The organism is Porifericola rhodea, assembly GCF_030506305.1.
Taxonomy (GTDB): Bacteria; Bacteroidota; Bacteroidia; order Cytophagales; family Cyclobacteriaceae; genus Catalinimonas; species Catalinimonas rhodea.
This window is the reverse complement of sequence record NZ_CP119421.1, coordinates 878,897-904,774: the sequence shown is the minus strand read 5'-3', so window position 1 is coordinate 904,774 and position 25,878 is coordinate 878,897. Positions and strand designations below refer to the sequence as shown.

At 42.6% G+C, this 25,878-nt stretch carries 19 protein-coding genes; 4 read left to right on the top strand and 15 right to left on the bottom strand.

Going from position 1 to position 25,878, the window contains the following annotated elements; genetic code table 11:
- The first annotated feature begins 747 nt into the window (after positions 1 to 747).
- A complete protein-coding gene (locus PZB74_RS03855) occupies positions 748 to 4,746 on the top strand; it encodes a beta-propeller fold lactonase family protein (protein WP_302240934.1) in 3,999 nt (1,332 codons plus the stop codon).
- Between the two features lie 4 nt (positions 4,747 to 4,750).
- Here the strand turns inward: PZB74_RS03855 and PZB74_RS03850 are convergent, their stop codons facing one another.
- The 15 genes from PZB74_RS03850 to PZB74_RS03780 form a co-directional block, all read right to left on the bottom strand.
- The gene (locus tag PZB74_RS03850; RefSeq protein WP_302240932.1) at positions 4,751 to 5,884 is read right to left on the bottom strand and encodes a caspase family protein; all 1,134 of its coding nucleotides are present in this window, start codon (positions 5,882 to 5,884) and stop codon (positions 4,751 to 4,753) included.
- Between the two features lie 62 nt (positions 5,885 to 5,946).
- Positions 5,947 to 6,672, bottom strand: coding sequence for a hypothetical protein (locus PZB74_RS03845; RefSeq protein ID WP_302240931.1), 726 nt, complete (start codon positions 6,670 to 6,672; stop codon positions 5,947 to 5,949).
- 239 nt (positions 6,673 to 6,911) lie between these two features.
- Positions 6,912 to 7,355 carry a hypothetical protein gene (locus tag PZB74_RS03840; protein WP_302240929.1) on the bottom strand — a complete coding sequence of 148 codons (444 nt, stop codon included), beginning with the start codon at positions 7,353 to 7,355 and terminating at the stop codon, positions 6,912 to 6,914.
- Between the two features lie 31 nt (positions 7,356 to 7,386).
- Positions 7,387 to 9,129, bottom strand: a complete 1,743-nt coding sequence (locus tag PZB74_RS03835; protein ID WP_302240927.1) for a T9SS type A sorting domain-containing protein — start codon at positions 9,127 to 9,129, stop codon at positions 7,387 to 7,389.
- A 6-nt stretch (positions 9,130 to 9,135) separates the two neighbouring features.
- Positions 9,136 to 10,224: a right-handed parallel beta-helix repeat-containing protein gene (locus PZB74_RS03830; protein ID WP_302240925.1), complete on the bottom strand. Its 1,089-nt coding sequence runs from the start codon at positions 10,222 to 10,224 to the stop codon at positions 9,136 to 9,138.
- Between the two features lie 273 nt (positions 10,225 to 10,497).
- Positions 10,498 to 11,505: a vWA domain-containing protein gene (locus PZB74_RS03825; protein WP_302240923.1), complete on the bottom strand. Its 1,008-nt coding sequence runs from the start codon at positions 11,503 to 11,505 to the stop codon at positions 10,498 to 10,500.
- A gap of 80 nt (positions 11,506 to 11,585) precedes the next feature.
- On the bottom strand, positions 11,586 to 12,284 hold the full coding sequence (locus PZB74_RS03820) for a porin family protein (protein WP_302240922.1): 699 nt from the start codon (positions 12,282 to 12,284) through the stop codon (positions 11,586 to 11,588).
- A 121-nt stretch (positions 12,285 to 12,405) separates the two neighbouring features.
- On the bottom strand, positions 12,406 to 13,011 hold the full coding sequence (locus PZB74_RS03815; RefSeq protein WP_302240921.1) for a hypothetical protein: 606 nt from the start codon (positions 13,009 to 13,011) through the stop codon (positions 12,406 to 12,408).
- Between the two features lie 52 nt (positions 13,012 to 13,063).
- Positions 13,064 to 14,752 carry a hypothetical protein gene (locus PZB74_RS03810; protein WP_302240919.1) on the bottom strand — a complete coding sequence of 563 codons (1,689 nt, stop codon included), beginning with the start codon at positions 14,750 to 14,752 and terminating at the stop codon, positions 13,064 to 13,066.
- 113 nt (positions 14,753 to 14,865) lie between these two features.
- Positions 14,866 to 15,501 (bottom strand): hypothetical protein, encoded by a 636-nt coding sequence (locus tag PZB74_RS03805; protein WP_302240918.1) that lies wholly within the window; start codon positions 15,499 to 15,501, stop codon positions 14,866 to 14,868.
- Between the two features lie 416 nt (positions 15,502 to 15,917).
- Positions 15,918 to 16,649, bottom strand: coding sequence for a response regulator (locus tag PZB74_RS03800; RefSeq protein WP_302240917.1), 732 nt, complete (start codon positions 16,647 to 16,649; stop codon positions 15,918 to 15,920).
- A complete protein-coding gene (locus PZB74_RS03795) occupies positions 16,640 to 18,514 on the bottom strand; it encodes a tetratricopeptide repeat-containing sensor histidine kinase (RefSeq protein WP_302240915.1) in 1,875 nt (624 codons plus the stop codon). The genes PZB74_RS03800 and PZB74_RS03795 overlap by 10 nt, the downstream gene beginning before the upstream one ends.
- Before the next feature lie 272 nt (positions 18,515 to 18,786).
- Positions 18,787 to 18,933, bottom strand: a complete 147-nt coding sequence (locus tag PZB74_RS03790; RefSeq protein ID WP_302240913.1) for a hypothetical protein — start codon at positions 18,931 to 18,933, stop codon at positions 18,787 to 18,789.
- Positions 18,934 to 19,280: 347 nt separating this feature from the next.
- Positions 19,281 to 19,877 (bottom strand): anti-sigma factor family protein, encoded by a 597-nt coding sequence (locus PZB74_RS03785; RefSeq protein ID WP_302240912.1) that lies wholly within the window; start codon positions 19,875 to 19,877, stop codon positions 19,281 to 19,283.
- Complete coding sequence (locus PZB74_RS03780; protein ID WP_302240910.1) at positions 19,874 to 20,398, bottom strand: RNA polymerase sigma factor; 525 nt, start codon at positions 20,396 to 20,398, stop codon at positions 19,874 to 19,876. The genes PZB74_RS03785 and PZB74_RS03780 overlap by 4 nt, the downstream gene beginning before the upstream one ends.
- A gap of 192 nt (positions 20,399 to 20,590) precedes the next feature.
- Between PZB74_RS03780 and PZB74_RS03775 the strand changes: the two genes are divergently transcribed.
- The 3 genes from PZB74_RS03775 (at position 20,591) to PZB74_RS03765 (ending at position 25,593) form a co-directional block, all read left to right on the top strand.
- Positions 20,591 to 22,618 carry a caspase family protein gene (locus tag PZB74_RS03775; protein ID WP_302240908.1) on the top strand — a complete coding sequence of 676 codons (2,028 nt, stop codon included), beginning with the start codon at positions 20,591 to 20,593 and terminating at the stop codon, positions 22,616 to 22,618.
- Positions 22,619 to 23,086: 468 nt separating this feature from the next.
- Entirely contained in the window at positions 23,087 to 24,394 is a 1,308-nt protein-coding gene (locus tag PZB74_RS03770) for an ATP-binding protein (protein WP_302240906.1), read from the top strand.
- A 2-nt stretch (positions 24,395 to 24,396) separates the two neighbouring features.
- On the top strand, positions 24,397 to 25,593 hold the full coding sequence (locus tag PZB74_RS03765; protein WP_302240904.1) for a tetratricopeptide repeat protein: 1,197 nt from the start codon (positions 24,397 to 24,399) through the stop codon (positions 25,591 to 25,593).
- The last annotated feature ends 285 nt before the right edge of the window (positions 25,594 to 25,878 follow it).

The window sequence follows — 25,878 nt, the reverse complement described above, 5'->3', positions numbered from 1 at the left end:
TTTTCCCTCACATAGGTATGCTCAGGAATACTGTCTTTAGTATTTTTCCTTCGCACTAAAGTGATAGCGTTTGTAAGATTTGTGTGTATCTAACTTAAGAGATTATCACAGGGATTGCAAAAAATAATAAGGATAAAGCGACAAAAAAATCCCCTTGATACGGATTGATTCACTAACCAGCCATACCTTCCTTTTTGCACTAACTCCTAAGTTAAGTTGAAGCCAAGCTCATCTGCTTTTCAGTAATCTCCCGGGCGTGTAGGACAAAGGATCAACCTGTCCTTATTGCATATTCCTGAAATAGAGGGAGAGTTTCCTTCGTATTAGAAACTGAAATATATAGGCAGGTTTAGTATAACAAATTCAGGTAGTAAACATATTGGTATGGAATATATTCCTGGTGCTGGCCAATGTACATATACTTCAGGGGCTAAGCCTTAGGAATAGATAGAGTTGTGAGGAATACTTCTAACAAAAGTGCTATTCATGATGACAAAATGGCCTAAATTTCTTGCCAAAATCCTAGCTCTATTTATGTGGGTTAGGAGCAATAAGTAATAAGCAGGCATAGGTGGACTTCATGATAAGCTGTACAGATCAGAAGATATGGAAGGTACTATTAATTTTGAAGCCAGACCTCTGCATCTGTCACGAAAAGCTGCTATATTGAAAACAGTAGTAGCCACTAATAATAGTGCTCTTGCGTACCTCTTCTAATACCTGAGACATTTTATATACGAACAACTTATGAGCTTTGTAAAGGGAATGTTGCTGATCCTGTTGCTAATGCCTCTGCCTTACGCATATGCACAGTTTAGCTTTGTAGAAGTGCTTAGAGATAATGTAGAAGGAGTGGATGGCCTCTCGGAGGCCCGTGATGTAGCAGTTAGTCCCGACAACCAATTTGTGTACGTGGCGGCTCAGGGAGAGGATGCCATTGGCATATTTAAGCGCGATCTTATCAGTGGGGAGCTTACATATATGGGTAAGGCAGAAGATGGGGTAGAAGGTGTAGGTGGGCTGGCAGGCGTAGTCGCACTGGCAGTGAGCGCTGATGGTAACTACCTCTACAGCGTGGCGGAAGAAGATCATAGCATCAACACATTCAGCATAGATGAAGAAGGTAGGCTTACATTACTGCAAACACTTAGCGATGGTAGCGGGGGCGTAGATGGACTTGCCGGAGCCAGAGCGCTGAGCCTCAGCCCTGAGGGTAACAATATTTATGTGGCGGCTTACGAAGATCACGCAGTTTCGGTATTTGCGGTAAATGCTAGCGATGGGCGCCTTAGTTTTGTGCAGGCAATAGTAGATCAGTCCGCCATGAAGCTGCAAACCGCCAATGCAGTAGCCTGTAGTCCGGATGGCAAACATGTATATGTTACAGCTTACCTGGATGATGGTATAAGTGTGTTTGAGAGAGATAGTGAAGGAAAGCTAAACAATGTACAGAATATAGATAACTGGGCACAGTACCTGGGCTTTGGTAATGCACGGCCTACCGACATTTGTATAAGTGCAAGCAATACAGAAGTATATGTTTCTGGCTATGGAGGTAGTACTTCAGGTAACCTGACGGTCTTTTCCAGAAATACCGATAATGGTACGCTGAGCAAGGTACAGGGCTTTACGGATGACTCCTCTCTGGACGATGTAAACTTTACCCGCCTGGCCCCTTTAGGGAGGCTGACCTCCGTAGCCCTAAATCCTGAAAACTCTTATGTGTTTACTACCGGCGATGAAAGCAGTGGCGATACAGGAGCAGATTTCAGGGTTTCTTCTTTTCAGAGAGCGGAGGCGGATGGCAGGCTTACGCCCTATCAGGGCTTTGGAGAGGCTACTGTAGAGGGCGTAGCCCAGCCCAAAGCTGTAGCCTTCAGTCAGGATGGTAATTACTTTTATGTAGCCAGTGCAGAAGGAGCCTTATCAGTACTAAACTTTCTGTTGCCGGAGATAAGCAGCATTAGCCCTCAAGAGGCTTATGTCGGTATGCAGCTAAGCCTGAGCGGCAAAGGCTTCGGTCATGAGCAGGCTAATAGCACAGTTAAATTCGGAGAGGCTGAAGTTACAAAAATCATCTCGTGGACAGATACGCTAATCTTACTTGAGTTACCAGAGATGGAAGCCTCTGCAGTAGATGTCAGCCTAACGGTAAACAACTATAGTTATGTGTTTTCGGAAAAGTTTATTGTAAAAGACAAGCCTTTGGTACTCAGCATTGGCTCCCTGAGCGCAGCACAGGGCAAAAGTGGTAGTGAGCTAACGATTACAGGTACTAAATTTGGCAGTGGAGAAGACAGCTTTAAAGTCCTTTTTGGTGAAAAGGAAGCTGCCAGTGCCAATCGCGTATCCGAAGAGGAAATACGTGCTACAGTACCTGAGATGAAGGAGGCCAGTTTACCTATAGCCCTTATTGTGAATGGCGATACTGTATTTAGCCCTACTAACTTTCGGGTAGACAATACCGCTCCGCAGGGTGAATTGTGGATGAGTGATGCGGATGGCTTTGTGCGGAAAGGACAGTCCATTTTCTTCAGGGCCAGCTTTAATGAGGATATGTTGCCCACTGTGGCGGTAGAGCTGGACTTTATACTGGCGGATGAGCGTCGCCTTTCTTTTAAGATGAACAGAAGCTCAGCCAGGGAATATACGCTGGAATACGAAGTAGGGAACGAAGCAGGAGAAGTACGGCTGGCATTTAGCGGCGGAGCGGACTTAAGTGCTAATTCCGTACAGGCAGAGCCATTGAGTTTACAATCCTATGTGATTTTAGATGTCTCACCGAAGCCCACTTTTAGCCCGGCAGACAAATCTGTGGGTGTAGCTGTGAATAGCAAGCTTAGCATACAGTTTGACAAGCCTGTCAGAACAACAAATAACAAAACTCCAGACACTAATTACCTGGCTCAGGCGCTTGTTCTGGAAGAGGTAAGACAAGAGGGAAATGCCGCACTTCCGTTTACGGCAAGCTATAATAGTACTACATATTCCATTCAGCTAACTCCCAACAACCTGGAGGACAACAAGGTCTATCGCTTTAGCCTCCAAGAAGGTTATCTGGAAGACCTGGCAGACCACGCAGTGGCAGCAGAGCAGGTTATATTTTCTACCGGCGATACCCAGGAATTGATAGTTATTCCTCAGCATTTCGCATTGGGCAAAGATAATAGCGGGCAGGTTCTGCTCAATGTCAATGATGCTTCCTTTATTAAAAAAGCACTACTCTATGTCAGGGGAATCACCAATTATGCTCCCTGGGTAGGTCCCCTGAATCTGCTTGATATTGAGCGTATTCCTTCCGGAGATGCATTCTATTATCCATTTGAAGCACTTGACGACCCTATCGGGTTAGAGTATTACTATGAGTTTACAGATAAGTTTGATCAGCTGAAAAAAGATACGGTCTATCTGTACAAAAAATATGAAGATGGCATAGACATACCCGTCAGGGCAGGTAGAAACCAGGCTGACTACAGGCTTGTATCTTTCCCTTTGGTACTGGAAGATAAGGGGGTAGAACAAACATTGAAAGCGCTGGGCAGATATGATAAAGAAAAGTGGCGCTTCTTTCGGCTGGGGAAGGAAAATAAGTTTGAAGAGTACGATAGTTTCCATACGCTAAGCAGTGGCAAGGCTTATCTTCTGCTGCACACTTATGAGGCATTGGAAAAAATTAATAGTGGTAGTGGAGAGACTGTAAAGGTTCATAAACAGAAAGATTATAAAATAGCATTACAGCCTGGCTGGAATATGATTGGCAATCCTTTTCCTTTTGATATTGACTGGGAAAAAGTGCGAATCCATCCCGACAATCAACACTTGTCTCTTAAGCAAGATTTGCGGGGCTATAGCGAAAACTGGGATTCTGTGGTATATGAGCTGCCTGTAGGTAGTGGGGCGCTCCTGCATGTTGAGGAAGGGGGTACTCAGCTATCCATACCCATTAGTGCCAGGCAACACAGCGATGCTCAGAGCAGAGTCAGGAGAGCTACTGCCAAAACCGCGGGCTGGCAGTTAGGTTTGCATGCCAGGGCAGTAAGTTTCCGCCTGAAGCGTACGCTGAGTGGTTTGGGCATGCACCCAGATGCCTCTGAAAGTTTAGATGCTTATGACCTCCTAAGCCCTCCCGCCTTTGGTCACTATCTGAACCTTAACTTCAGGACTGATAAGGCGAGCAAAAACGCGATCACAAAAAGTATAGTACCTACACAAAACCAGTATGCATGGAGCTTTGAGGTAGACACTGATGTTCGGACTAGTATAGTGCTAAGCTGGAATAGTGAGCAACTTCCAGCCGATAGGCAGGCGGTATTTCTGCACGACAGCCAAACCGAACGGCTAATAAATATGCGTATCCAGAATAGTTACACTTTTGAATATACTGCTACACGGCGATTTAGTGTAGTGTATGGTCCGGATGCCTTCCTTAAGGAGCAGTTGCAGCCCACTTCTGTTAGCCTAAACCCACTCTACCCTAACCCATTTCACTCTTTGGTCAATATTCCTTTTGCCTTACCCAATGCCGACCAGCCTTATGAGGTACGAGTGATCATCTATAATAATCAGGGTAAAAGAGTGAGGGAGCTTTATGGAGGCATACTTGAAGGAGGTTTTCATTCCCTGAAATGGGATGGTACAAACTCATCAGGCCATAAACTAGCTTCTGGTGTTTACTTCTGCAGTTTGCGGGTAAGCACGGCAGGTCAGCTAATTGAAAGGAGACAAAAAGTAATTATTGGCCCCTGAGCTATTATTCCGGAGCTTTGGTTGCCGAAGCTTGTCTTTTTATAAAAATAAAGTCTCCTCCTTCATCACCTACATCCTGAATGACCCCGTACTGCGGTATTGTAGCCTGGTTCGTATTGTTGATGACAGGTAGCTTTAAACGGTTAAATAAATTTTCTGCCGGAAAAAAATCATCACGATTATCTGCCAGATAGGCAAGCAGGTAGCTCATAAATTTGCTCTGGTCCGGTACTGTTTGCAGGTTGCCACTGGTCATGGCTCTTCGGCTCGGGGCATTATAGAGGGCATTATAGGTCATCAGCTCATCGCTGCTTACGCCCCGGCTGCTAAAAATGCTACCCCCGAAGCAGGCATCGGTAATAAGCAGGGTATGTTTGGAGTTAATTTCTTTGATATAATCTCTTACCGTACTATTTCTGACCCAGGTAGAGGCTTTGTCCAGGCGGGCGTTGGCTGGTAGCCATGAGCCGGTTTGCGAGTCTTCATTCCAGTAGCCATGTCCGGCATAAAAGATAAGCAGATTGTCCTGCTCACCTACAATCTCTTTTAGTTCGTCCAACTTACGCTCAATCTCAGACTTGGTAGGGTTACTTAAAAGCTGCACGTTTTCGGGTTCAAAAGTATAGAGGTTAATCAGGGTATGGCTTAGCTGTATCATATCCTCTACCGGGTAGGTAAGGTCTTCAATTTCATCATCTTCATAGTTTTGCACCCCTATCATCAGAGCATAGTAGCTGGCATCAAACATGGAGGCTATGGCTTTGGGTTGGCTTACAGGAATTACGCCTCTTTGCAATTGTCCTCTTTCATCCAGGGCAAAGGTTTCTTCGTAAGTGTTGCCTTTAAGGTCAGTGGCCTTGAGCCAGTACATATTGGAGTGGCTTTTTGGTCTCGAAAAAGTATAGCTGGTATCCTTTGGGGGGATGATGATGTCTTCGTTAAACCAGAGGGTATCCAGCCCTACCTGATCGTTTAGGGAGATATGAAGCAGGTGCTTGTCTGCGCTTATATGCACCTGCGGAGGGGTATCGTCCTGAGGCGTATGAACGTTAAATGCAGCACTGGTTGTGGAGTTAGATTGCGCGCAAACTGAAAGCAGGGTGCAGCTTAGGCTTATTATCGTCAGGAGGAGCTTCATAGTTCAGGTTTTTGCTGATTTTGAGTAGAGGTTGATCTACTTTTCGTGGGTTTAAAAGGTAATTAGTCATCAAGTGTAAATGGCATAGGCAGCTCGTTGCTTTCTTCTGGTTTTAATATAAAATAGGCAAAAGCAGCAGCGCTCAGCCCTATACCTACTGCCCTGAGCCCTAAAGAAAACCTTCTTTTTACCCGAAAGTGTGAGCTATATGCCGCCTGCTGTTCGCTTTGCCAGAAGCGTATACGGTACTCTTCGTCCAGCGCCAGCTTAGGAAGCCGAAGGTCAGTTTGTTTAGCAGGCAGTTTACCCCTGCTGTGCACTCGCCGTTTGCTATCAATAATATCATAGCTTACTTCTGAGGGGTAGCTAGTATTAAGTGCCAGCTTCACTTTCCTTTTATACTCTTTTTTTGCCAGAAAAACAGATGAGTAGGGAGGTATCAGTTGGTAGGTCAGTTCTATCTGCATGGCTCCACGGTACGAAGTCAGCTCTCTATGGTAATACCATCTGATAGATTTGTGCTGCCCTGCACTAACGTTTGCCCCCAGGTCTCCTTCTGCCTTTTGTATTTTGTGTTTGCTCCCCAGACTATCCAGATAATAAGGGGTAACAGTAAAAGAGAGGCCTGCCTCGGTAGCTAACAGATCGTAGGTAATCTGTATAAACTTATCTCCTTCCTTTACCTCAAGGTTTTTTATAGACTCCTGTGCCGGTGCGGGTAAGCTTACTACCAGTAGGCAGGATAAGGTAAGTAGGCTCAATGCCAGATAAGGAACAGGCTGAGGCATGGAAGTTTGTGGTTTAAGTGGAAACGAATTGCTATGGCAGCATCAGTGTTCTGAAGATAAGCGATAGGAGAATAAAATGGAAGCTAAAGTCAGGCTAAGAATAGGCTTACAGAAAAAAAACTAAGCCCTCTGCTTATGAAATAAGTCAGGAGGGCTTAGAAAGCAATCACCCTACTAAAGTGAAAGTCTAAGGCAGACAATAAGCGTTCTGCTGAGTATTCTGCGCAGGTAGGTAGAGCTTAAGCAGATGATTTAAGACTAAGCTGATACTTGACCTCCCTGCCTTTGTAGTTGTTACTAATAAATTCAATAGTCATAGAGTCCTTATCAAGGTCTATTACTTTCACCAACATCTCGGTATTGCCGTCATCAAGCCTGATGGTTGGGGGCTCAGTAGTTTTGTCTAAGGTCCAGCTACCTGTGCTTCCAAAGTTCTGTAACCAGGGCAATATCAGCGTGTACTGCTTATTGGTATCAAATGTAATCTGCACATTTTGCGTACTCTTGCTTGTGTCATTAGCAGTAACACCCTCTACCCGCCAGGGAGAGGAAACAAAAGTATCACTAATTACTACCGTATCAGGCTCAGGAGTCACCTGATCGTCTGGGTCTTCACTCTCCTTGCATGCGTATAATCCGATAAGGGCAAAGATTAACAGGTATAATAAATAATATGGTTTCATAAGTATTGCATTTAGTATTACAGACTTTTCCTTAGTGCTTGGAAAACTTCTTCCTGATAATCATCTCCTCCCCTTTGACCAGGAGAAAGTAAAGCCCCACCGGAAGGCTGTGTATGTCAAATTCAGTGTGGAGCAGGCTTCCTGTATTAGTAATCTCGGAGGAAGCAATAAGCTGGCCGCTGCTATTTATTAATTGTACCGAGACAACCCCTTTTAGCAAGCGGGAAGGTACTTCCAGCTTAAGGTGCCGGGAAGCAGGTACAGGGTATAACTTAAGTTGCTCTGCAAAGTCTTCTGCCAGTCCGGTAATAGAAATTTCGTTAGAAGGAAAGCTGACACAGCTACCATTGCTGGCAACAACAGTATAAGTACCCGGCTCTGTAATTGTAAGCTTGCTGCTACTGGCTCCGCTGATGGGGTTTCCGTCTTGGTACCACTGAAGGCTGGCAGAGGGAGTAGTTCCTTCGGCAATCAGCTCCAGTTCATCTACCAACTCCGAATCATCAGATCGGTAGATAGAAGGAGTGGAAGGAGTACTTTGTGACGCTTTAATTTCTATATCCGCGAGTACCTGAGTACAGCCAATGGAATCTTTTACCGTTACTGCATAAATGCCGGCTACCAGGTTTTCAAAGACATTGCTGGTCTGAAAGGTCGTGCCATCCAGGCTATACTCGTAGACACTTCCTGAACCTCCACTAGCGCTCAAAGTGATGCTGCCATTAGCATCGCTGGCACAATTTACATCCTTTACCTCGCTGGTGCTAAGTAGCAGTGGCTCCGGACTACTAATGCTAAAGGTTTTGCTTTCTACATAGTTTTCCAGATTGCCTCGTACGTAGGCAGTATAAGTGCCGGGCGCCAGACCTTCAAACCTGTTGCTACTCTGGTAAGCCGCGCTATCCCTGCTAATGCTATAGCGTAGTTCGCCAGTGCCTCCGCTCGCCTTAACTATCGCTATGCCGTTTTCATCGCTGGCACAAACTACATTATTTTCAGAGATTTCTTCAATCACTATGGGTGTAGTTTCTATATACTGGAAGTTTTGGGTGCTGACCAGGCTAGCCCTGCTCTTACTGTCTACTGCCCAGATGTAGATGTTGTACCATTTTTGATTTTCCAGGGGCGCTGTCGTAGCCTGAAAGTTAAGGTCTACCATGCTCTTAGGTTCCGGCAGGCTATAGGTGTACTCTTTTGCTCCGGCAATCTTTTCTTCCTCTACATCATAATAATAGTATTTGAGTGCGACAATAGTGGCAGGTGCTTCTTCATCTGATACAATAAATGCCCGTTGACTTACAAGAGACCATTTACCATTTACATCTTTTGCTCTTACGTAGAGCATATGTATTCCTTCTTCATAGGAGCTTAGGTCTGCTTCAAATGTTAATGTGTCTACAGTAGCCCCTCCACTCACGTCTATCTTTTTATTCTTGCCAAACCCTGCATCCTCGTCTATAAAGTACTCAGCAGCTACGATGTCCTTGGGGCTTAGGGTTTCATAGTCAACCAGAAAAATACGTCTGGTAGTCAGGCTCCATCTTCCATTTTCGTCTCTGACGCGTACGCCCAGGCTATGTATGCCTGAACTAAGATCAGTAAACTCAATTTCAAAGTCCAGGCTAAGTTCATTACTACTTACAGGTATGGGAATAAGGGTGTTTTTACCAAAGCCCGCATCTTCGTCTATAAAATACTCTGCCGCAGTAATATGCTGCGCCCATAAGGCTATTGGCAGGAGTATCATCAGCAGAGCGATCATTAAGCTTTTCATGATAGCTTAGTTATGAGATTTTGCTTTAATCTCTACCGTCATCCCTTCGGTCTGGGTGCCCACACCCACAGTATTGAGGTCGTAGATTGCAGGTATGGCCGGTAAGCCTGAAAGTTTGTAGGGGGTAGGTCCGCCATAAGCTCCAAGGTCTTCTCCTCCCACGCCCATACCAATGGCGGGTGAGTCTGTAGCTAATCGAAAATGGTCGTCAAGGGTGGGGCTAGGCTCAACAAATATATTAGCCTGTACTGCCTCAAATATGTTATTGTTAAAAGTATTCGCTGTTGAGTTTTCACTAGAAACGGCTTCTTCTGTAGAAGTAAAAAGGTTATTGTTTAGTGTGTTGTTATCGCAGTCATTTAGTATACCGCTAATGAATATGTTATTCTGAATAGTAGCATTATTAATACGGTATAATCCATTGGTAAAAGTATTATTCTCAATAGTGAGATTTATTAATTCTGAATTGTCTCCATATATTGAAGCATACCTGTTTCCTGAAGAGATAATATTGTTCCTGATAATAGTATTTGCAGCACCCTGATAAACATAGATAGGATAAGTGTTAATGGAAAAATAGTTTTGTGATATCAGTGTGTTATTTGCATATCTAATTTCCAGTCTATTAATTAAATTTCTTTTTATGGTTACATTTTTGGGGACTATGCTACCCTCTTTCCCGTTCACATCTTTTTTGTTAATGTATAAAATAGCGTTGTTGTTAGCGTTTAAATCAAAACCTTGTATTGTACAGTTATCTGCTCCTTCACCTATAGTTAGTCTATAAATTTTTGCAGTATGTTTGGAGGCTTGAGTGCTACTATTATCCCCTAGAAAATATCCTGGCCCAATTAAAGTAAGTGTACGATTGATGGTTATGTCTGTAGCATATCCATTACTATTAGTATCGTACCAATTAGGTGAACCTACCACGTAAATGGTATCTCCTGATTCAGCGCTATTGATAGCCTCTTGTAGCTTCTTATAGTCGGCAGAAGCGCCAGGGTTGTTATCTACCCTAATTACTTTGGCAAAGGTGTGATGCATAAAAAAGAAGGCCATCACAAATGATAAAAGGTAATGATGCGTTTTCATAGTATGTAAGTGTTTAGGTAAACGATTAAGTATTTGAAATATGTAGCTAGTCGTGTTCGCCACTGTAGTGCAATAAGCTAAACCAAGTGCCTAGCATGAGTAGCCTGAGAGTTGTATAGGTACTCATAGTTTTAATATTTTGGTGATTGATTTTTATGAATAGGCTGCCGAAAGGAGAAGCAAAAAGCCATTTGGATGCCTTCGTATACCTTTAAATGATGTAAGTAGTATTTGCTTAGCTAAGTCAAACTAATATCTATATTGCTTTTTTCTTTAAGGTATGCTGATCTCAAAAGGAACAGAGAAGCTGCTTCCGTCTTTTAAAGTAATGATGAGCTCAGTGACAATGGAAGTACCGCTTTGCCATGTACCTCTTTCTCTGGAAACCTGCCATCGGGTGCTGTAGTAAGAAGCGTTTCCGCTGAGCAGGTCACCTAAGGTTCCAAACATGGTTATCAACTGCCGGGCATCCTGAGCCCACATAAAAGATCCACCTGTATTACTTGCAATCTGAGCCAGAACACTAAAATCAACAGATCTGCTTAAGCCTACAGTATATATTTGTACGCCCATATTGTTAGCGTAATCTGTAAGCTGGGGCAGGGTAGTGCCACTGGTAGTATTGTTGCCATCGGTAAAAAGAATAATTGCCTTATTGTTTCCAGACGCGTTTTCATCGGTGTATTTTACCATACTGTAGGCCGCATTATACAAGGGGGTACCTCCTCCGTGCTTATAGAGCAGGTTATTGAGTTGATAATTTAATTCGGAAGTATCCTGAGTATACTCACTGTGTAGTATAACCTCATAGGGGCTGTATGAAGATGTGAAACTAGAAAGGAGTACATAATCATTAGCTCCCAGGGCTTCGCAAAAGATTTTTGCCGCATCTATTCTGAGATTATATGGGTCTGTGTTGCTGATGCTTCCGCTTTGGTCAAGTAATAAAGAGGCATAGTAGCTACCTTTGCTACTGGTACGTGAAGCACTGACTCTGACATTTTCAAAAGAGGCTGCTTCATAGTAGTTTAGCTTAATATTATCTATTGAAAAATTGTCAGTAGAAAGGCCTTTGGTAAAATTGCCCTTTCCATCTACCACATAGATATCAAGTTCAATCGTAAGCTCTCCTTCGCTATAATCAATGACTCTGGTATTAATAACAGCTCCGCTGGGGTCACCATCCAAATTTCTTAAAGGCTCTTCCTCATCTTTTTCGCAATTGGTAAATACAATAATAAGGAGAAGCATAAGGCTGGGTTTTATCAAATAGGTCTTCATGATGGTAGTGGTATGTTTGTATGGGTATATTCTCTTTTGGTAAAAAGGTTAACCACCCGATAAGAGAAAATTGTGAGCTACTAATCCAGCTCAAAGAAATAGGCTGCACTGAGGTTGATCCCGAAGTTTCTCCAGCTATATTCACCTTCGTCATACGGAAAAGCGTTGATAAGCCCCTGTACCAAAGCAAACTTTAATTGAAGGGGTAGATCCTGTGAGTCTGCCGTAACTCCAAGCGTTAGCGATACATCGGAACCTTTCAGGTCGTCATTAGTAGATGAGCCAAAGCTAATGGTTTCGGTATTTGTTTCTTTTTCATCTCCCACCTGCGTTACATTCTTTATTTTTCCAGCTACCGCAAAGTCTAAAACCAGACCTCCCCATCCGCTAAGTAAAAAGCCGTCTGTTTCCATGAGGTAGTATTTGGCAGTGAGGGGCAGGCTAAGGTAAGTTAAACGGACTTTGTTTGCGCTTTCTAATGTTACGCCAAAGGCACTGAGGCTGGCTTTTAAGTGAGTCCCCTTTCCATTAAGTATCAGGCCGGATTGCAGGCTGAGTACATCATTCAGGGCGTACTCTCCTATAGCCCCTATCTGGAAAGAGGTGATTAACTTGTTTTTATAGCTTTCATCAATAGGCGCTAAAGCTTCTTTAGCTTCGTCGGAGAGTTGGGCAGTGGCGAAGTTGATACCAAAGGTGGGAGCCACACGCAATTGAGCAAATGAAAAGAGGGGCGAGAGGCCGCACATTATAAGCAGGCCAAAGGTTAACTTTTTCATGATAATTATATTTTAGGTACGGGATAAATTATCAGTAATAGAGAGAGGGAAAACCAACCAGACCCAAAAGATCTGGTAGGTCCACAACTATGAAATGCAGCAAACCACGTTTGCTGTAAGCCTAAAAAGCGAAGCCGAATCCTATATTGAATACTGGAGTCAGGCTTATAAGTACATCAGAAATATCATCTGCATCTACCCTTTCTGTAGTGCCATCTGGGTAAGTAACAGTAAAGTTGAAGTCGTCTACATTACCGCCGATTACAGAGACTCCGATCTCCGGACGGAAGTAAAAGGTTTTTCCCAGCTTGGCGCCTAGTTTAAAATTTATAAGATTTAGGTTTACGTCAAGCTCTCCTACACCACCTCTTTTGCCACTTTCGTCTGATTGGTAATCGGAAAAGCTGAAGTCCAGGTGGGCACGGGCCAGGCTTACATTCGTATACAGGCCTCTCCCTTGCTTAAAAAAGTAGTAGTTTAGCCCTAACTCCACATAGCTGTAGTAAAAACTTTCTATGCCATTATCCACACTTTTATAGCTTCTAAAGCTGCTAGCGTTTAGAGGAATGTAGGAGATATCCAGAGAGGGGGCCAGCTTTCCATCCAGCCAGGGTGTAACATACTCAAAATGTAGCCCGCTGATGTTAGGAATGCCCAGCTTGGCGCCGATCCTCATAGGCCTTTCCTGCGCTAAACCCTGACTGTAAGAGGCTATGATCAGCATCATGAATACAAATAACTTTTTCATCATCCTAAAGATTAGTTAATTCTAAATCGTATTATTTGGTCTTACAGAAAGTGCTGAGGTGTTTTAGACCCGCTACAATTTCTCTGGCCTCTTCTATACCTTCAGCCATAATACTGAGCTCATCTTCATATTTATCTACCTCTCCGTTTTCTACCACTTCTATTAGTTCTTTTTTGCCACTGGTCCTGAGTACTACCAGTACTTTGTCCTTTTTGGTCTGGAAGGCAATACTGCTTTCGCTCAGGTCGTTCAGGTTCCAATGATAAGCGTACTCATCTCCTTCGTTTTCATCAGTTAGTTTGTAGCTAAGCAGGCACTCTTTACTCTCCTGTGCCGACAGACTCTGCTGGTAATTTTCATCTGCCAGGTTAATGTCTCCTACTCTTTGTTGCACATAAGATAGGGTAGCCGTGTAGGAGTCAGGTAAGGTAGGCTCAGGCTTCATTTCTTTAGTTTTAGTAGCCAGATGGCTCAACGCCATACTTAAGGCCCGTGCCTCTTCTATAGAATTGGCCCTCAGGCTAAGTCCATTGGTATAAGCCTTTAAGGTGCCGTTCTCATGGTATGCAATAAGGTCGTCTTTAGTCTGAGTTTGCAGATTTACGAATACATCTGAACGTTTGGTGTCAAACACTAGTGAGGCTGGGTTAACATCCAGTATATTCCACTGGAAAACCGATTCTTCAGCTTTAGAAAGATCATTGACTGTGTACGTCATAAGGTAGCCTCCATAGCTATGAGGGCTTTTCTGGTATGATATTTTTTGCTCGTAAGCCTCTTCATTTATTGTAACTTTGCCGGTTTGTTTTGTCAGAAAAGCGAGTGTTTGCTCTATGGTAGGGTTTTGGTTGCCCGCCAGAAACCCGGTATTGTTACTTTCAGTGGCGCTTATCAGCTTTTTCCATACCTGCTCTATCAGGCGGGCATGCTCAATATCTCTGGCCAGCAGCACTATTTCATCCTGATAGCCTTTTACCTCTCCATTAGTAGTATGCTTAACCAGGTCTCGCTCTCCTCTGGTCTGCGCGCTTACCCATACGGCGGTACCTTTGGTATCGAAGCTTACCTTACTTTCGTTCAGGTCTGTCAGGTTAAATTCGTAAGTATTTAGTTCGCCCTTGTCAGGCTCCGTCATCTCATACTGTATCAGGTGAGGCTGTGCTGACTTACAGGAGAAAGCCTGCGCAAACTGCTCACCATTGATCTCTACGGTATTGATCTCTTTTTCTAAAAATGCCTGCCAGTCTTGAGCGGAGGTGCCTGCAACACTTTCAGGGGTAGCACTAGCCTTTTCGTTACATTCTTTAACCATTTGCTTGAAGGCGTCTACCAGCTCACGCGCTTCCTCTATACCCGCAGCTAAGAGGGTCATCTTGTCGTCATAGCCATCTATCTCGCCATCTTCATAGACACGAATCAGGTTTCTTTTGCCTTGTACCTGGGCACTTACCATTACTGAGCTTTTGCGTGTGTCAAAGGAAATAGCGTGCTCGTTAAGGTCTGCGGCATTCAGCTCAAATATGGTTTCTTCTCCTTTTTTAGTATCGAGTACACTGATACTTATCAGACAGTTGTTTTTTGTCTGCTTATCTAATGTTTGTTCATATACATTACCCTTTATGGTAACATCCTGTATATGTTGGGCCAGCTGATCTGTGGATTGAGCAAGGCATAGACCGGCTGTTATCCCAACTAACAAAATTGAGAGTATTGGTCGCATAAGTTTAATTGCTGTGTGTGTGGGAAATGCGAAAGCAGATGGGTTAGATGCTTATCTGCTTTCGGCATTGAATGAGGGCAGAACTTAGCCTACCCATAGGATATCCTGTTTTATTAGCCTAGTTCTTCTACCAGCCAAATGATGAAGAAGACAGTACCTGCCAGCCATGCCAATGAGGCCAAAACCCATATAAAGGGTACGGTATAACCTAAGATGGAGAGAATTAAACCCGCACCCCAGAAGATAATCGCCAGGCGAAGGTTCTTGTCCAGGTCACTAAGGCCGTTTTTGGCTTGCGGCGCAGTAGCCTTGTATTCTTTGACCATCTCTTTGAGCTCTTTGCGCAATTCTTTGCGTTTAGCTCTTTGCTCTTTTTTAGTGAGCTGAGCACTTTTAGCCTCTTTGGCAAGGGCAGAAATATGCTCTGCCTGCTTTTTAAGCGCTTGGTTTTCACTTTTCGCCACTGTTTGGTCTAAGTGCTCCTGAGCCGACTGCATCATTTCTTCAACTTCTACGCTTGCTACTTCTTTTTTAGAGATAGAGGCCTGCAGCTCTTGTTCTGCTATCGGCTGCCTTTCTAACTTTTCTACAATTTCTGCCTTTTGCGTAGCCGGGGCTTCAGCGACTTTAGGCGTTTGTTTAAAATAATAAGAATTACCATAGGCAATTTTACTGGATTGGCACGAAGTGGCCAGGATACTTACAGCGATGATGAGCATAAACAGCCCATAAACTGATTTACTTTTCATAGTCATGGTTGGTAGTACAATTTAAACGGTGAATAATAGATTAGGTAATTAATAACTTAAGGAGCGTGTGCCTTTATGCACGGTACAAGGTCTTTCATAATGTATGTGTTTAAGGTTGATTATGTGTTGATGTGAGAAGCCTGAAAAGGTTACCCATGGAGAGAGGAGAATTTTAGGCTTCTTTTTTCATAGTGTAAGCATTCAGATAATTAATAGGTCTAATATAAGTCTATAATTGCTCATAGACCAGTCTAATTTGACAATCAACGGATATTTCTTACAAAACAACTATACTTTCTAACTAAGCTGTACTAGAAAAGAGAGAGCTGTTTTAACAGAACGGTTAGTATATGGGTAAAGAATATCTTACCAATACTATAAAAATCTAACAAAGGGACAATATGTCTTGATGAAGTCTAAAGTTTGGTTCGTATAAAATGAAGGCTCTGTTGCAGGTCTTTTTTAAAGTGATCTCCTAAGGTTAGTTTTTTTTCCTGCACCCAAACAGATTCACTATCAATTTTAGTAATATGATGCAGGTTTACAATATGTTTTTTAGACACTCGAGCAAAGTCTTTATAACCAATTTGCTTAGCAAGAGTAGCCAGGTTGGTGGCAATGTCAAAGTTCTGTTTGGTTTGGGTGTATACAGTTACATAAGCGCCTTCTCCGGCGATGTATAAAATGTCTTTTATAGCTACTTTAACATGCCCTTTATCGCGTGCGGGCAGAAAGAGCGAGTCTGAAATGGTAGGATGGTCTATACGTTGCTTTCTAATGAAGTTCTGTACAGCCAGCTCTACATTCATAATAAACTCTTTACTTCTAAAAGGCTTTAGAATAAAAGCGATCGGCTGCGTTTTTTTTGCTTTTAATAGTGTGTTGTCTTCGGTATTTCCAGTCAGGTATATGATAGGCACCTGGCTGAAGGAGTTTAATTTTCTGGCCAGCGTAACGCCATCTTTGTCGCCATCCAGTTGAATATCCAACAATACAAGGTCTGGGGTGTCTGCCTGAAAAAGCTCAAGCGCCTGCTCATAGCTATGAGCTACTCCGCTTATCTCATATCCGGCTGCTTCCAGTTGTTCCTCAATATCCGAAGCGGTAATAATTTCGTCTTCTACAATCAGTATCTTTATCAATCCCATAAATGTTTTTTCTCACTAAAGTTCAGCTGAAATACAGCTCCTTCCTCACTGGTAAAATCAGATTTCCCTTTCAGTTGCTTGGTCTGTAGCTGAATAAGCTTCATTCCAAATGATTTTTTGTTCGTGTGCAGCTTCTTCTCAAGTTCCAGAGGCAGGCCGGGGCCATTGTCCTGTATTCTGAGCTGAAAAGCAGAGGGCGAGATCTGTTGAAAACTTAGCCTAAGCTCTGGTTGAGGGTGATCAGGAAAAGCGTGTTTGCAGGCATTGCACACTACTTCATTAGTAATAAGTCCCAGGGGTACGGTCTGGTCAATATCAACCTTTATATGCTCTAGCTCAAAATGGATCTCTGCTGCAATACCAAAGGTGTTCACAACTTCCTGGCTTAGCTCCTTAAGGTAATCGTCAATATAAATGCTGGTGAGCTGTTCTCCGTACAGGCGGCGGTGGATCAGTGCCATAGTTTGCACTCTCAGCTGGCTCTCGTGCATAGCCTGCCGGGCTTTTTTGTCGTTCATTCTGCGGGAGTAGAGGCTCAGCAGACTGGAGACCACCTGTAGATTATTCTTGACACGGTGGTGCTGTTCCCTTACCAGTAGGGCATTTCTTTTGCTCAGGCGTTTGTTTTTTCTGTACAGGCGATAAAGTACCAAGGTTAGTATGACAAATATGCCTAAAATCAGCGCTATGCTAAGCACCCTGGCTCGTTGCACTTTAGTTTCCGCACGCGCAAGAAGTGTCTCCTGCTGTGCCAGTTGCTTTGCCTGGGCTTCCTTTTCCAGCTCATAGGCAGACTGCATCTGAGCCACTTCCAGCCGGTCTTCATTAAAAATACTATCGCGGAGCATAGCCCATTGTTTATGATAGGCTAGGGCAGGCGCAACCTGATGGCTGGCTTCGTACCAGTTAAATTCATTGTAGAGGTAAGTTAGTCTTTCCTGGCGCGCGTCAACTTCCTGTAAATAAGCGCTAATACTGTCCAGGTAGGTTCTGGCGAGGCCGTAATTTTGCTTCTTCAGGTAGAGTGTAGCCAATCTATTGCTTACCCAGGCCAGCCGATACGTGTCTTTTGTTTGGGAGAAAATGTCCAGTGCAGCTGTTAGGTGTTTCTCTGCCTGTTGCAGGTTTCCCTGCTGTAGATACAGGTCTCCTAAATTTGTAAGCGTATTAGGGAGGGTCCTTTTTTCCTGAAGCCTGTTTTTGTATTGTAATGATTTTTTAAAATAGTACTCTGCGCTATCGTATGCTTGCTGCTGCTGGTGTAGCATTCCTAAGTTGTTGAGTACGTAGGCCGCTCTTAAACTATCCTGTGTGGTATTATAGATGCTTAGCGACTGATGAAAAAAATTACTGGCCCTATGGTACTGAAGGTTGTCAGATAAGAGGTTGCCTATGGAGTTGCTTACCAGGGCTACGCTTTTTTCCCGGTCTATACTCTCAGCTAGTTGCAAAGCTTGCTGCAAGTGCTCCAGAGCATCTACAAACTGCCCAAGCTTATTGTAGGTGCCACCAATATTCTTTAAGCGACCAATCATTTTAACCGTATCTTTCATGGCACGATCAATCTCTAGCGCCTTCTTGTAATAGGAAATACTGAGTGGGTAGTCACCATAAAAATAGTAGTAAAAACCATGGCTATTGGTAACATCAGAAACGCTGGACGAGTCATTAATTTGCTGGTAGAGATGAAGGGCCGCCCCCAAATGACTAAATAGTAGGCTGGAGTCCTGGGCTTCAAAGCTATGTTCTGCTTCAAGATACAAAGAGTCGGCACTCTGCCTCAACCTCTCCTCAGAAGGGATACTCTGAGCTATAGCACTTACAGCTATCGCATAGCATAGTAGGTTAAGGCTTAATATTTTCATAGGAAAGCAGGTAATCTTCTAACAAAATAGCGAAAAAAGAAGCTGTTACAAACTGCCTTCCTAATAAAATTCACAGAAAACCCTTATAAATTTCACTTTTTAAAAAGTGTTTTAAGGTATACTATTAAAACGTAACTATCACTATTTGAAATCCTGCATAACCGGCGGAAAGGATAAGGGCGATAGGAGGTAATCTTTACAGGATTGTGTGTGGAGATAGGAGAGAAAAAGTAATGGGAGTGCATAACACACTCCCGGTTAAATTACCAGAACTATTTACAATCTCTATTGCATGGAGGATCGTCTCCTCCGCCTCCGAGTCTCTGCTCTTTGTCCACCTCATCGTAGTTGAGAAAATCACAACTGCTAACTGAGGCAAGAAGAAAGCAGGCCAGGGCTAATAATCTTAGCACTTTCATGGTTTGCGCATGTTAAACGTGTATGGCTAGTGCAGCCTTAGGCTGGTGAGGATGTAGGAAAAATGAAGTTGCCCACCTCACCGGGCATGGCTTCATTCTTCCGAAAGAGCTCCGAACTTAGATGCTTCTCTACCAAGAAAAAGTAAGCACTGAAGTGTTTCACTTTTTCTGTAGCGTTTGTAGGTATATAGAGGAAGTAGAGAAAGGTTACCCTGCTAAGAGAAAGTTTTTTAAATTTTAGAGTTTGAGCGCAAAAAAGTGACTTCAGGACAATGGAGCCGTTACAAAAAAATAGTTTGCCCACAACAATATCCAGCAGTTGTCCAATGAGCGGATAAGTAGGTTAATTAAGGTAGCAATGGAGTTATTGCCTTATTTTTCTGGATAGGATAGCTTTCATCATCTACAAGTAGCCTGTAGTTATTATGATTAGGTTCGTACGCAAGTTGTAATTGCTCAAGGCTGAAATTACCGTAAAGCTTAAGAGTATCTCCAAACTGATAATGAAAGTTATATTGAGCTTCGTTCTTGAAAATTAGTGTTGGAACCTGATCCGGTATGTTAGCTGGAAGCTCTCCTCTTGCCCCTTCTACCAGCTGTACGGCAAGCACACCATCAACAGTAGAGTTGGCGGTATTTATCCACAAAAAGATACCCGCAGCTACCACAAGGAGTATACTTGCAGCAACCGCATAATAGATATTTCTTTTGCTCAGTACCCTGACCTTATCATTCTCCTGCTCAAATATGTCACTGAGCTCCTGTTTCAGAGCTGCGCGTTCCTGCTTCCGCACTGCCTGGATAATGCGTTGCTGCAAACTCACCTCTTCCCGAAACGCTTCATCTTCCTGCATTTTTTGCTCTACCTCCTGGCGGGTTGCCAGGTCAAGTGAGCCCTCCAGGTATTTGTCTATAATTTCAGTTTTGTTATCGTCGTTAATCATGAGCTTAAACGGATTAACTTGTTTTTGAGCTTCTGCATACATTTATATTTAGCTTGCTTGGCAGTATTCTCGCTGCTATAGCCCAGTTCTTTTGCCAGAGTTTTGAGCCTTTCCCGATGGTAATAGTATGCGGATATTAATTCACTGCAATTGTTACCTAACTCACCCAGAGCCTGTAAAATTTTTTCTTCACTCCAGCTAGATTCTGGCTCAGAGTCATAATGCATAATTTTTTCATCCTGGATAGGGTCAGTGGGCTTTGCCTTACGGACAAAAGCGTACATTTTGTTTTGAAAAACACTGTACAAATAGGTGCTTACTTTACTACTTAGCTTAAAGTCAGGCTTTTGCAAGTTTTCGTACAGCACGATAACACTATCCTGAAAAAGGTCTTTACTATCCTCTTCACTTATATTACTTTTTCTGGCCAGGTTCCGGCACATTCGGTAGTATTGTTGTACCTGCTTAAAAGCTTTAGGGTTTTTAAGTCTTAGTAAGGCAACTAATTCTTTTTCCGACATAAAAGGTAGTGTGGTATCAGTAGCCCTAATCTATAGAATAGGTGATAACTTTCAAACATGCACCATCCTCAAAGTACTACCGTATTTAAGCCTGTTATTACCGAATTTACGCACAACTTATTGTATTAAAGCACTTAGTGCTATAACTTCTGCTTACAATCGTATTAGCTGTCTATGTCAGTATTCAAAATCATGGTCTATCACCTGTTTTGGGGTATTTTGGTCGCATGCTCTGCCAAACAAAGCACAGAGCATGTAGTATCGGATGTAGCTACGATTCAGGAGGCAGATGATAGTACCTTTTACAAACCTACTTTAGATACGTTAGCGCAGACTATCACTTTTGATAAAGAGGAGCCGGTAAGGCCCTCTGATAAGCTGGCACTGATTGTGGCAATTGGTACGTATAAGCAAAGTACTGCCTGGACAGCGCTTGGCTCCCACAACGATATACCCTTAATAAAAGCTGCGCTCTCATCTCAGGGGTTTGATACCTTGCGTAACCTTAAGGTTTTACGAGATGCTGAGGCTACTAAAGAGAATGTATTTTCTGCTATTCGCCACTATATCATTCCAAAAGCCAAAAAAGGTAGCAAAGTAGTTTTGCATTTTTCCGGACATGGCCAGCAGTTGGAAGATCTCAATGGCGATGAGCTGGACGGACTGGATGAAGCGCTGGTGATGTACGATGCACCTAAAAAGGCTGAAGGAGCATACAAAACTTATAAAGGAGAGCAGCATCTTACCGATGACGAATTAGGCGAACTAATAGCTGAGATAAAAGCTAAAGTTGGAGATACAGGACAAATACTGGTACTGTTGGATGCATGCCACTCCGGCACAGCTACACGAACTTTAAGCAGGGTGCGAGGAACACAGCATACCCTTACCTTTACTAGCCGGACTCTCACCCAAAATAGTACAGAAGGTGAGCAATGGATTGAAACTGACCCTTCTAATCATGATGCTACAACTATATTAATAAGCGCTTCCGGGGCCCATGAGCTTAATTATGAAACCAGAGATAAAGAAGGCAAATGGGTAGGGTCACTGTCGTATGCTCTACACCATGTACTGGGCAAGGCTACTAAGGGGGATACTTATCAGGGACTGTTTGATCGGCTGAGTGCGGAAATGAAAAGCATAGCACCTCATCAGACCCCTCAAATAGAGGGTGCAGCTATGCGACAGTTGTGGACAGCTGAGGTTTTTAAAGCATTTAATTATTTTACCATCAAGCAAATTTATAATAAAACCAGTCTTTCACTTGATGCCGGAGATCTTTCAGGCCTGTCTGTAGGAACAGAAATTTTATTTTTTCCTATTGATGTTAGAGATACGACCCGGCAAAAGGCTTTGGCAACTGGTGTAGTAATGCGTACTAGCCTCACCACCTCAGAAGTGGTATTAAGTGAGCCTTTTAATACCAATTTGCTGAAAAAAAGCTGGGCGGTGCCCGGAACTAAAAATTACGGCAGTGCTCCTGTTCGCCTACATATTGATATACCAGAAAGCAGTAGTTTGCATGCGAGTTTAGTAAATGCTGTAAGTAGTTTGTCTAATATCCTAATATCATCCCATGAGCCGGAGCTCACTTTAAAACTTGACGCCGGACAGAGGCTTTACCTCTGGTCTTCAGATAAAAAGACTTTATTCAGGTCTACACCAAAAGATGATGAAAGTACTGTACGTAGGGCTGTGCTGCTAGCAGTTGAAGATTATTTAAGGGCCAGCTTTTTGCGGGATTTATATCATGATGTGCCTGAGCTGGAACTGGAGATAGCTATAGTACCAATAGGTATAAAACATGGGGAGAAATATAAGCCGGAAAAGCCTGCAAAAAGTCAAGGTAAAGCAATAATTGAGGATACTCTGCAACTTAGAAAGGGAGATTATATCAAACTTAAAATTACCAATAAGGGTAGTAGCCAAGCCTATTTTTCTTTGCTAGACATACAACCTGATAACAAAATTAATTTGATCTTTCCTGCCTATAACCGTACTGCTGAAGAGTATCATTTATTTGCGGGAGAAGAAATGCTGACGCAAGAGGTATTCCAAATAGGCGAACCAGTAGGGGTAGAGTACTTTAAACTAATAGCAAGTTCTAAACCGTTTGATGTTAAACCATTGCTGGCAAACTCAAGAGGAGTGCTGCCTGCCAGAGAGTTGCTTTCTACAGCAGAGGTGAAATCATTGGTGTTTAAGATTACAGACTAAGGTCAGGAAAGCCTTTTGTAGCCAAAAATATCAGAAAACATAATATTTTAAGCCAGACCTAAAGCTAGTCCGTAGCAGAGAACAGCAAACACCAGTATCAAGACAAGGAGCGTTTTCATAATAGTTTAGGTTTGTTTTCTCTTGTATTTCAATAAGTTAAAAAAGTTACCCGCCTTTTTCAAGTTTCATGTGATATCAGAAGATTCGTCAAATTATTAATTTTGTAACATTTAGAATAATAGGCTGTAAAATTATTAAATATTAGAATTTAATTTTGAAAATTATTTATAATATGATGTATTATATTTTATTAGATGCAATTAGATGAAGGTGAATGCTCAATGTAGATTATCTTCATTTGATGACTTTTTTGTACAAATAGCACCTGTGTTTGATGCTTCTACTTATCTCTTCCCTAGCCATTTTCTTTAAGTCTAATTTAGAAGCGTATAACTAAAGCTTGAGATTGTGGACAAAGAAACTCTGGAAGCGTTAGAAAATGCCCTTCTGGCTACTCCCGACAATGTTTTATTGCGTAAACAGGTAGGCAAAGGCCTATTTAAAAATGCTGAATATGAACGGGCAAAAGAGCACTTTAACATTATTTTGCAGAAAGAAGCTGACCATGAGATTAAATTCCTGCTGGCACGCACTTATTCTTACCTTAAACAGTATGGTCCGGCGCTAGTCATTTGCGAAGAACTGCTTAAGATCTCTGAGGAAATAGAGGTAATTGAATTTTACCTTCAGATATTAATCAATGACGGGCAGTTGCAGGAGGCAATAGAGCAGTATCAGTTTTACCAGGCCAAATGGGGCGAATGGAAAAACGAAGCCATAGAGGCCCAACTCAAGCTTCCTTCTGCTGCTGTTTCTGGCTCAGTGCCTGGCGATAAGGAGGATAGTTACAATCCATTTCTGGAAAAGCCCGATACAGATTTTTCTAAAGTAGGAGGGATGGAAGAAGTGAAGGACGAGATAAGAATGAAAATTATCCAGCCTTTACAGAACCCAGAACTGTTCAAGGCATATGGCAAAAAAGCCGGAGGCGGCATATTAATGTATGGACCTCCCGGTTGTGGAAAAACTTATCTCTCACGGGCTACCGCAGGAGAAATTGACTCCCAGTTTATGGCTGTAGGGATTGAAGAAATTATGGATATGTGGCTGGGGAGCAGTGAGAAGAACCTTCACGAAAAGTTTGAGATTGCACGTAAACATCAGCCTTGTGTACTGTTTTTTGATGAGATTGACGCCCTGGGTAGTAAAAGAAACGATTTAAAACAGTCAGCAGGCAGGAATATCATTAATCAGTTTTTGAAAGAACTGGATGGAGTACAATCTAACAACGAAGGTCTGCTAATATTGGGAGCTACAAATTCTCCCTGGCATATGGACTCTGCCTTTCTGCGTCCGGGCCGCTTTGACCGTGTCATCTTCGTGCCGCCCCCGGACCAAGAAGCTCGCAAAATAATTATGGAACTATTAATGGAGTCTAAACCGGTAGCCAAGGTAGATTATAGTAAAATTGCGGAAAAGACAGAAGGGTTTAGTGGGGCCGACTTAAAGCTTTTAGTAGACCTGAGCGTGGAAGATAAGCTAAAGCAATCTATGAAAAGTGGTAAAGTGGAGGCTATTAGTACCAGCGACCTCAAAGCTCAGATCAAAAGAGTACGACCCAGTACCAAAGAATGGTTTAATACTGCCAAAAACTACGCTTTATACTCCAATGTATCTGGTATTTATGATGACATTATCTCGTACTTAAAACTCTGATTATGCTATTGGAACAAATTTCTAGAATCCATTTGCTTATCGAAAGAGATAAACTGGATATTGCCCAACAGAAAATATCAGAGACCCTGGTAGAGTACCCGGATGCAGATGATATACATGTATTACAAGCTGAGCTTTATCTGAGGCAAGACGAAAATAAAAAGGCTATAAACGCGGCAAATACTGCTATTGGTCTCAATCCTGAAAATGATGATGCCTTCTTTATACAATCCAGAGTTTATCTGGAGCAGGAATCATATAAAAAGGCTCATCAGGCAATTGACAGAGCACTTGCCCTTAACGCCCACGTGGCTACCTATTATGCGGTAAAAGCGCTAATCTATTTAAATTCTAAGGATTCTAATCAAGCTCTTTCTTTAGCTGAAAAGGGACTGGAACTTGACCCGGACGATCTTCTTTGCAATAATGTCCTCTCAATGGCACAAAGCAGAGTAGGCCAGTCAGAGGTGGCACATGAGCGTTTGAAGTATATGCTTGCCGAAGATCCTGAAAATAGTCTTACCCAAGCCAATATGGGGTATCATTACCTCTCCAGAGGCGAGATAAAAAAAGCTAAAACACACTTTTCTGAAGCATTACGGCAGGATCCTACTAACGAATATACTCAGGCAGGTATGCTGCAAGCTATTAAATCCAGCAATTGGTTTTATCGCAAATTTCTACAATACTCGCTCTGGATTGAAAAGATAGGTACTAAAAATAAGTTTGCTTTGTATATAGGCGTAATTGTTTTGGTTAAACTTATTCCTCTGCTATTACCTTTCTATTTACTCATTATTTTGTGGAGTTGGTTTGCTGCCCCCCTCAGTGATGTGATCCTCTACTTCGACCGTTACGGACGGTATCTGATGACTAAAGAAAATTTCTTTCTTACACAGATAAATGTGGCGCTCCTTGCTGCCGCGTTGCTTAGTTTAACCTTAAGCTTTGCAGTAGATAGTAGCTTTTTTGGATTAGCATTTGGTCTGGTGCTCACTATCGTGCCTGTCTATCTGGTAGATGCCAGTGTAAAAAAGCTCAAGAAAGGTATAATGTGGGGCTTTGCTGCTATGTTCACTGGTTTAGGTGTCTGGGGAGTGTACACCTCATTGGCTCTGAACGAAAGCGGCTTTTTGGCTTGGGGAGGAATGGTTTTAGGAGCTATTGCATTCTCCTGGATAGCCTCACTAATAGACTAATATATTCTTTGGTATATTATTCAATTTCTACTTCATCATACAATTTTTTAATGAAGAGCAAAATTTTCTATTAAATTTAACTAGCCATCAAAACCATTTTTGTGTTTTTATGCTTATATAAATACGTAAGTATTCAATCGGAGGCAAATTGTATCAGAGATTTATACGAGCGTTAAGGCAGAATAAACTATTTCCGCAATAGTTTTATTCTAATTTTTATATTAAAAAGCAGTTTGTACTTTTTTTGCAAAAATCTCATAAATATTGATAAATACTACGATACAG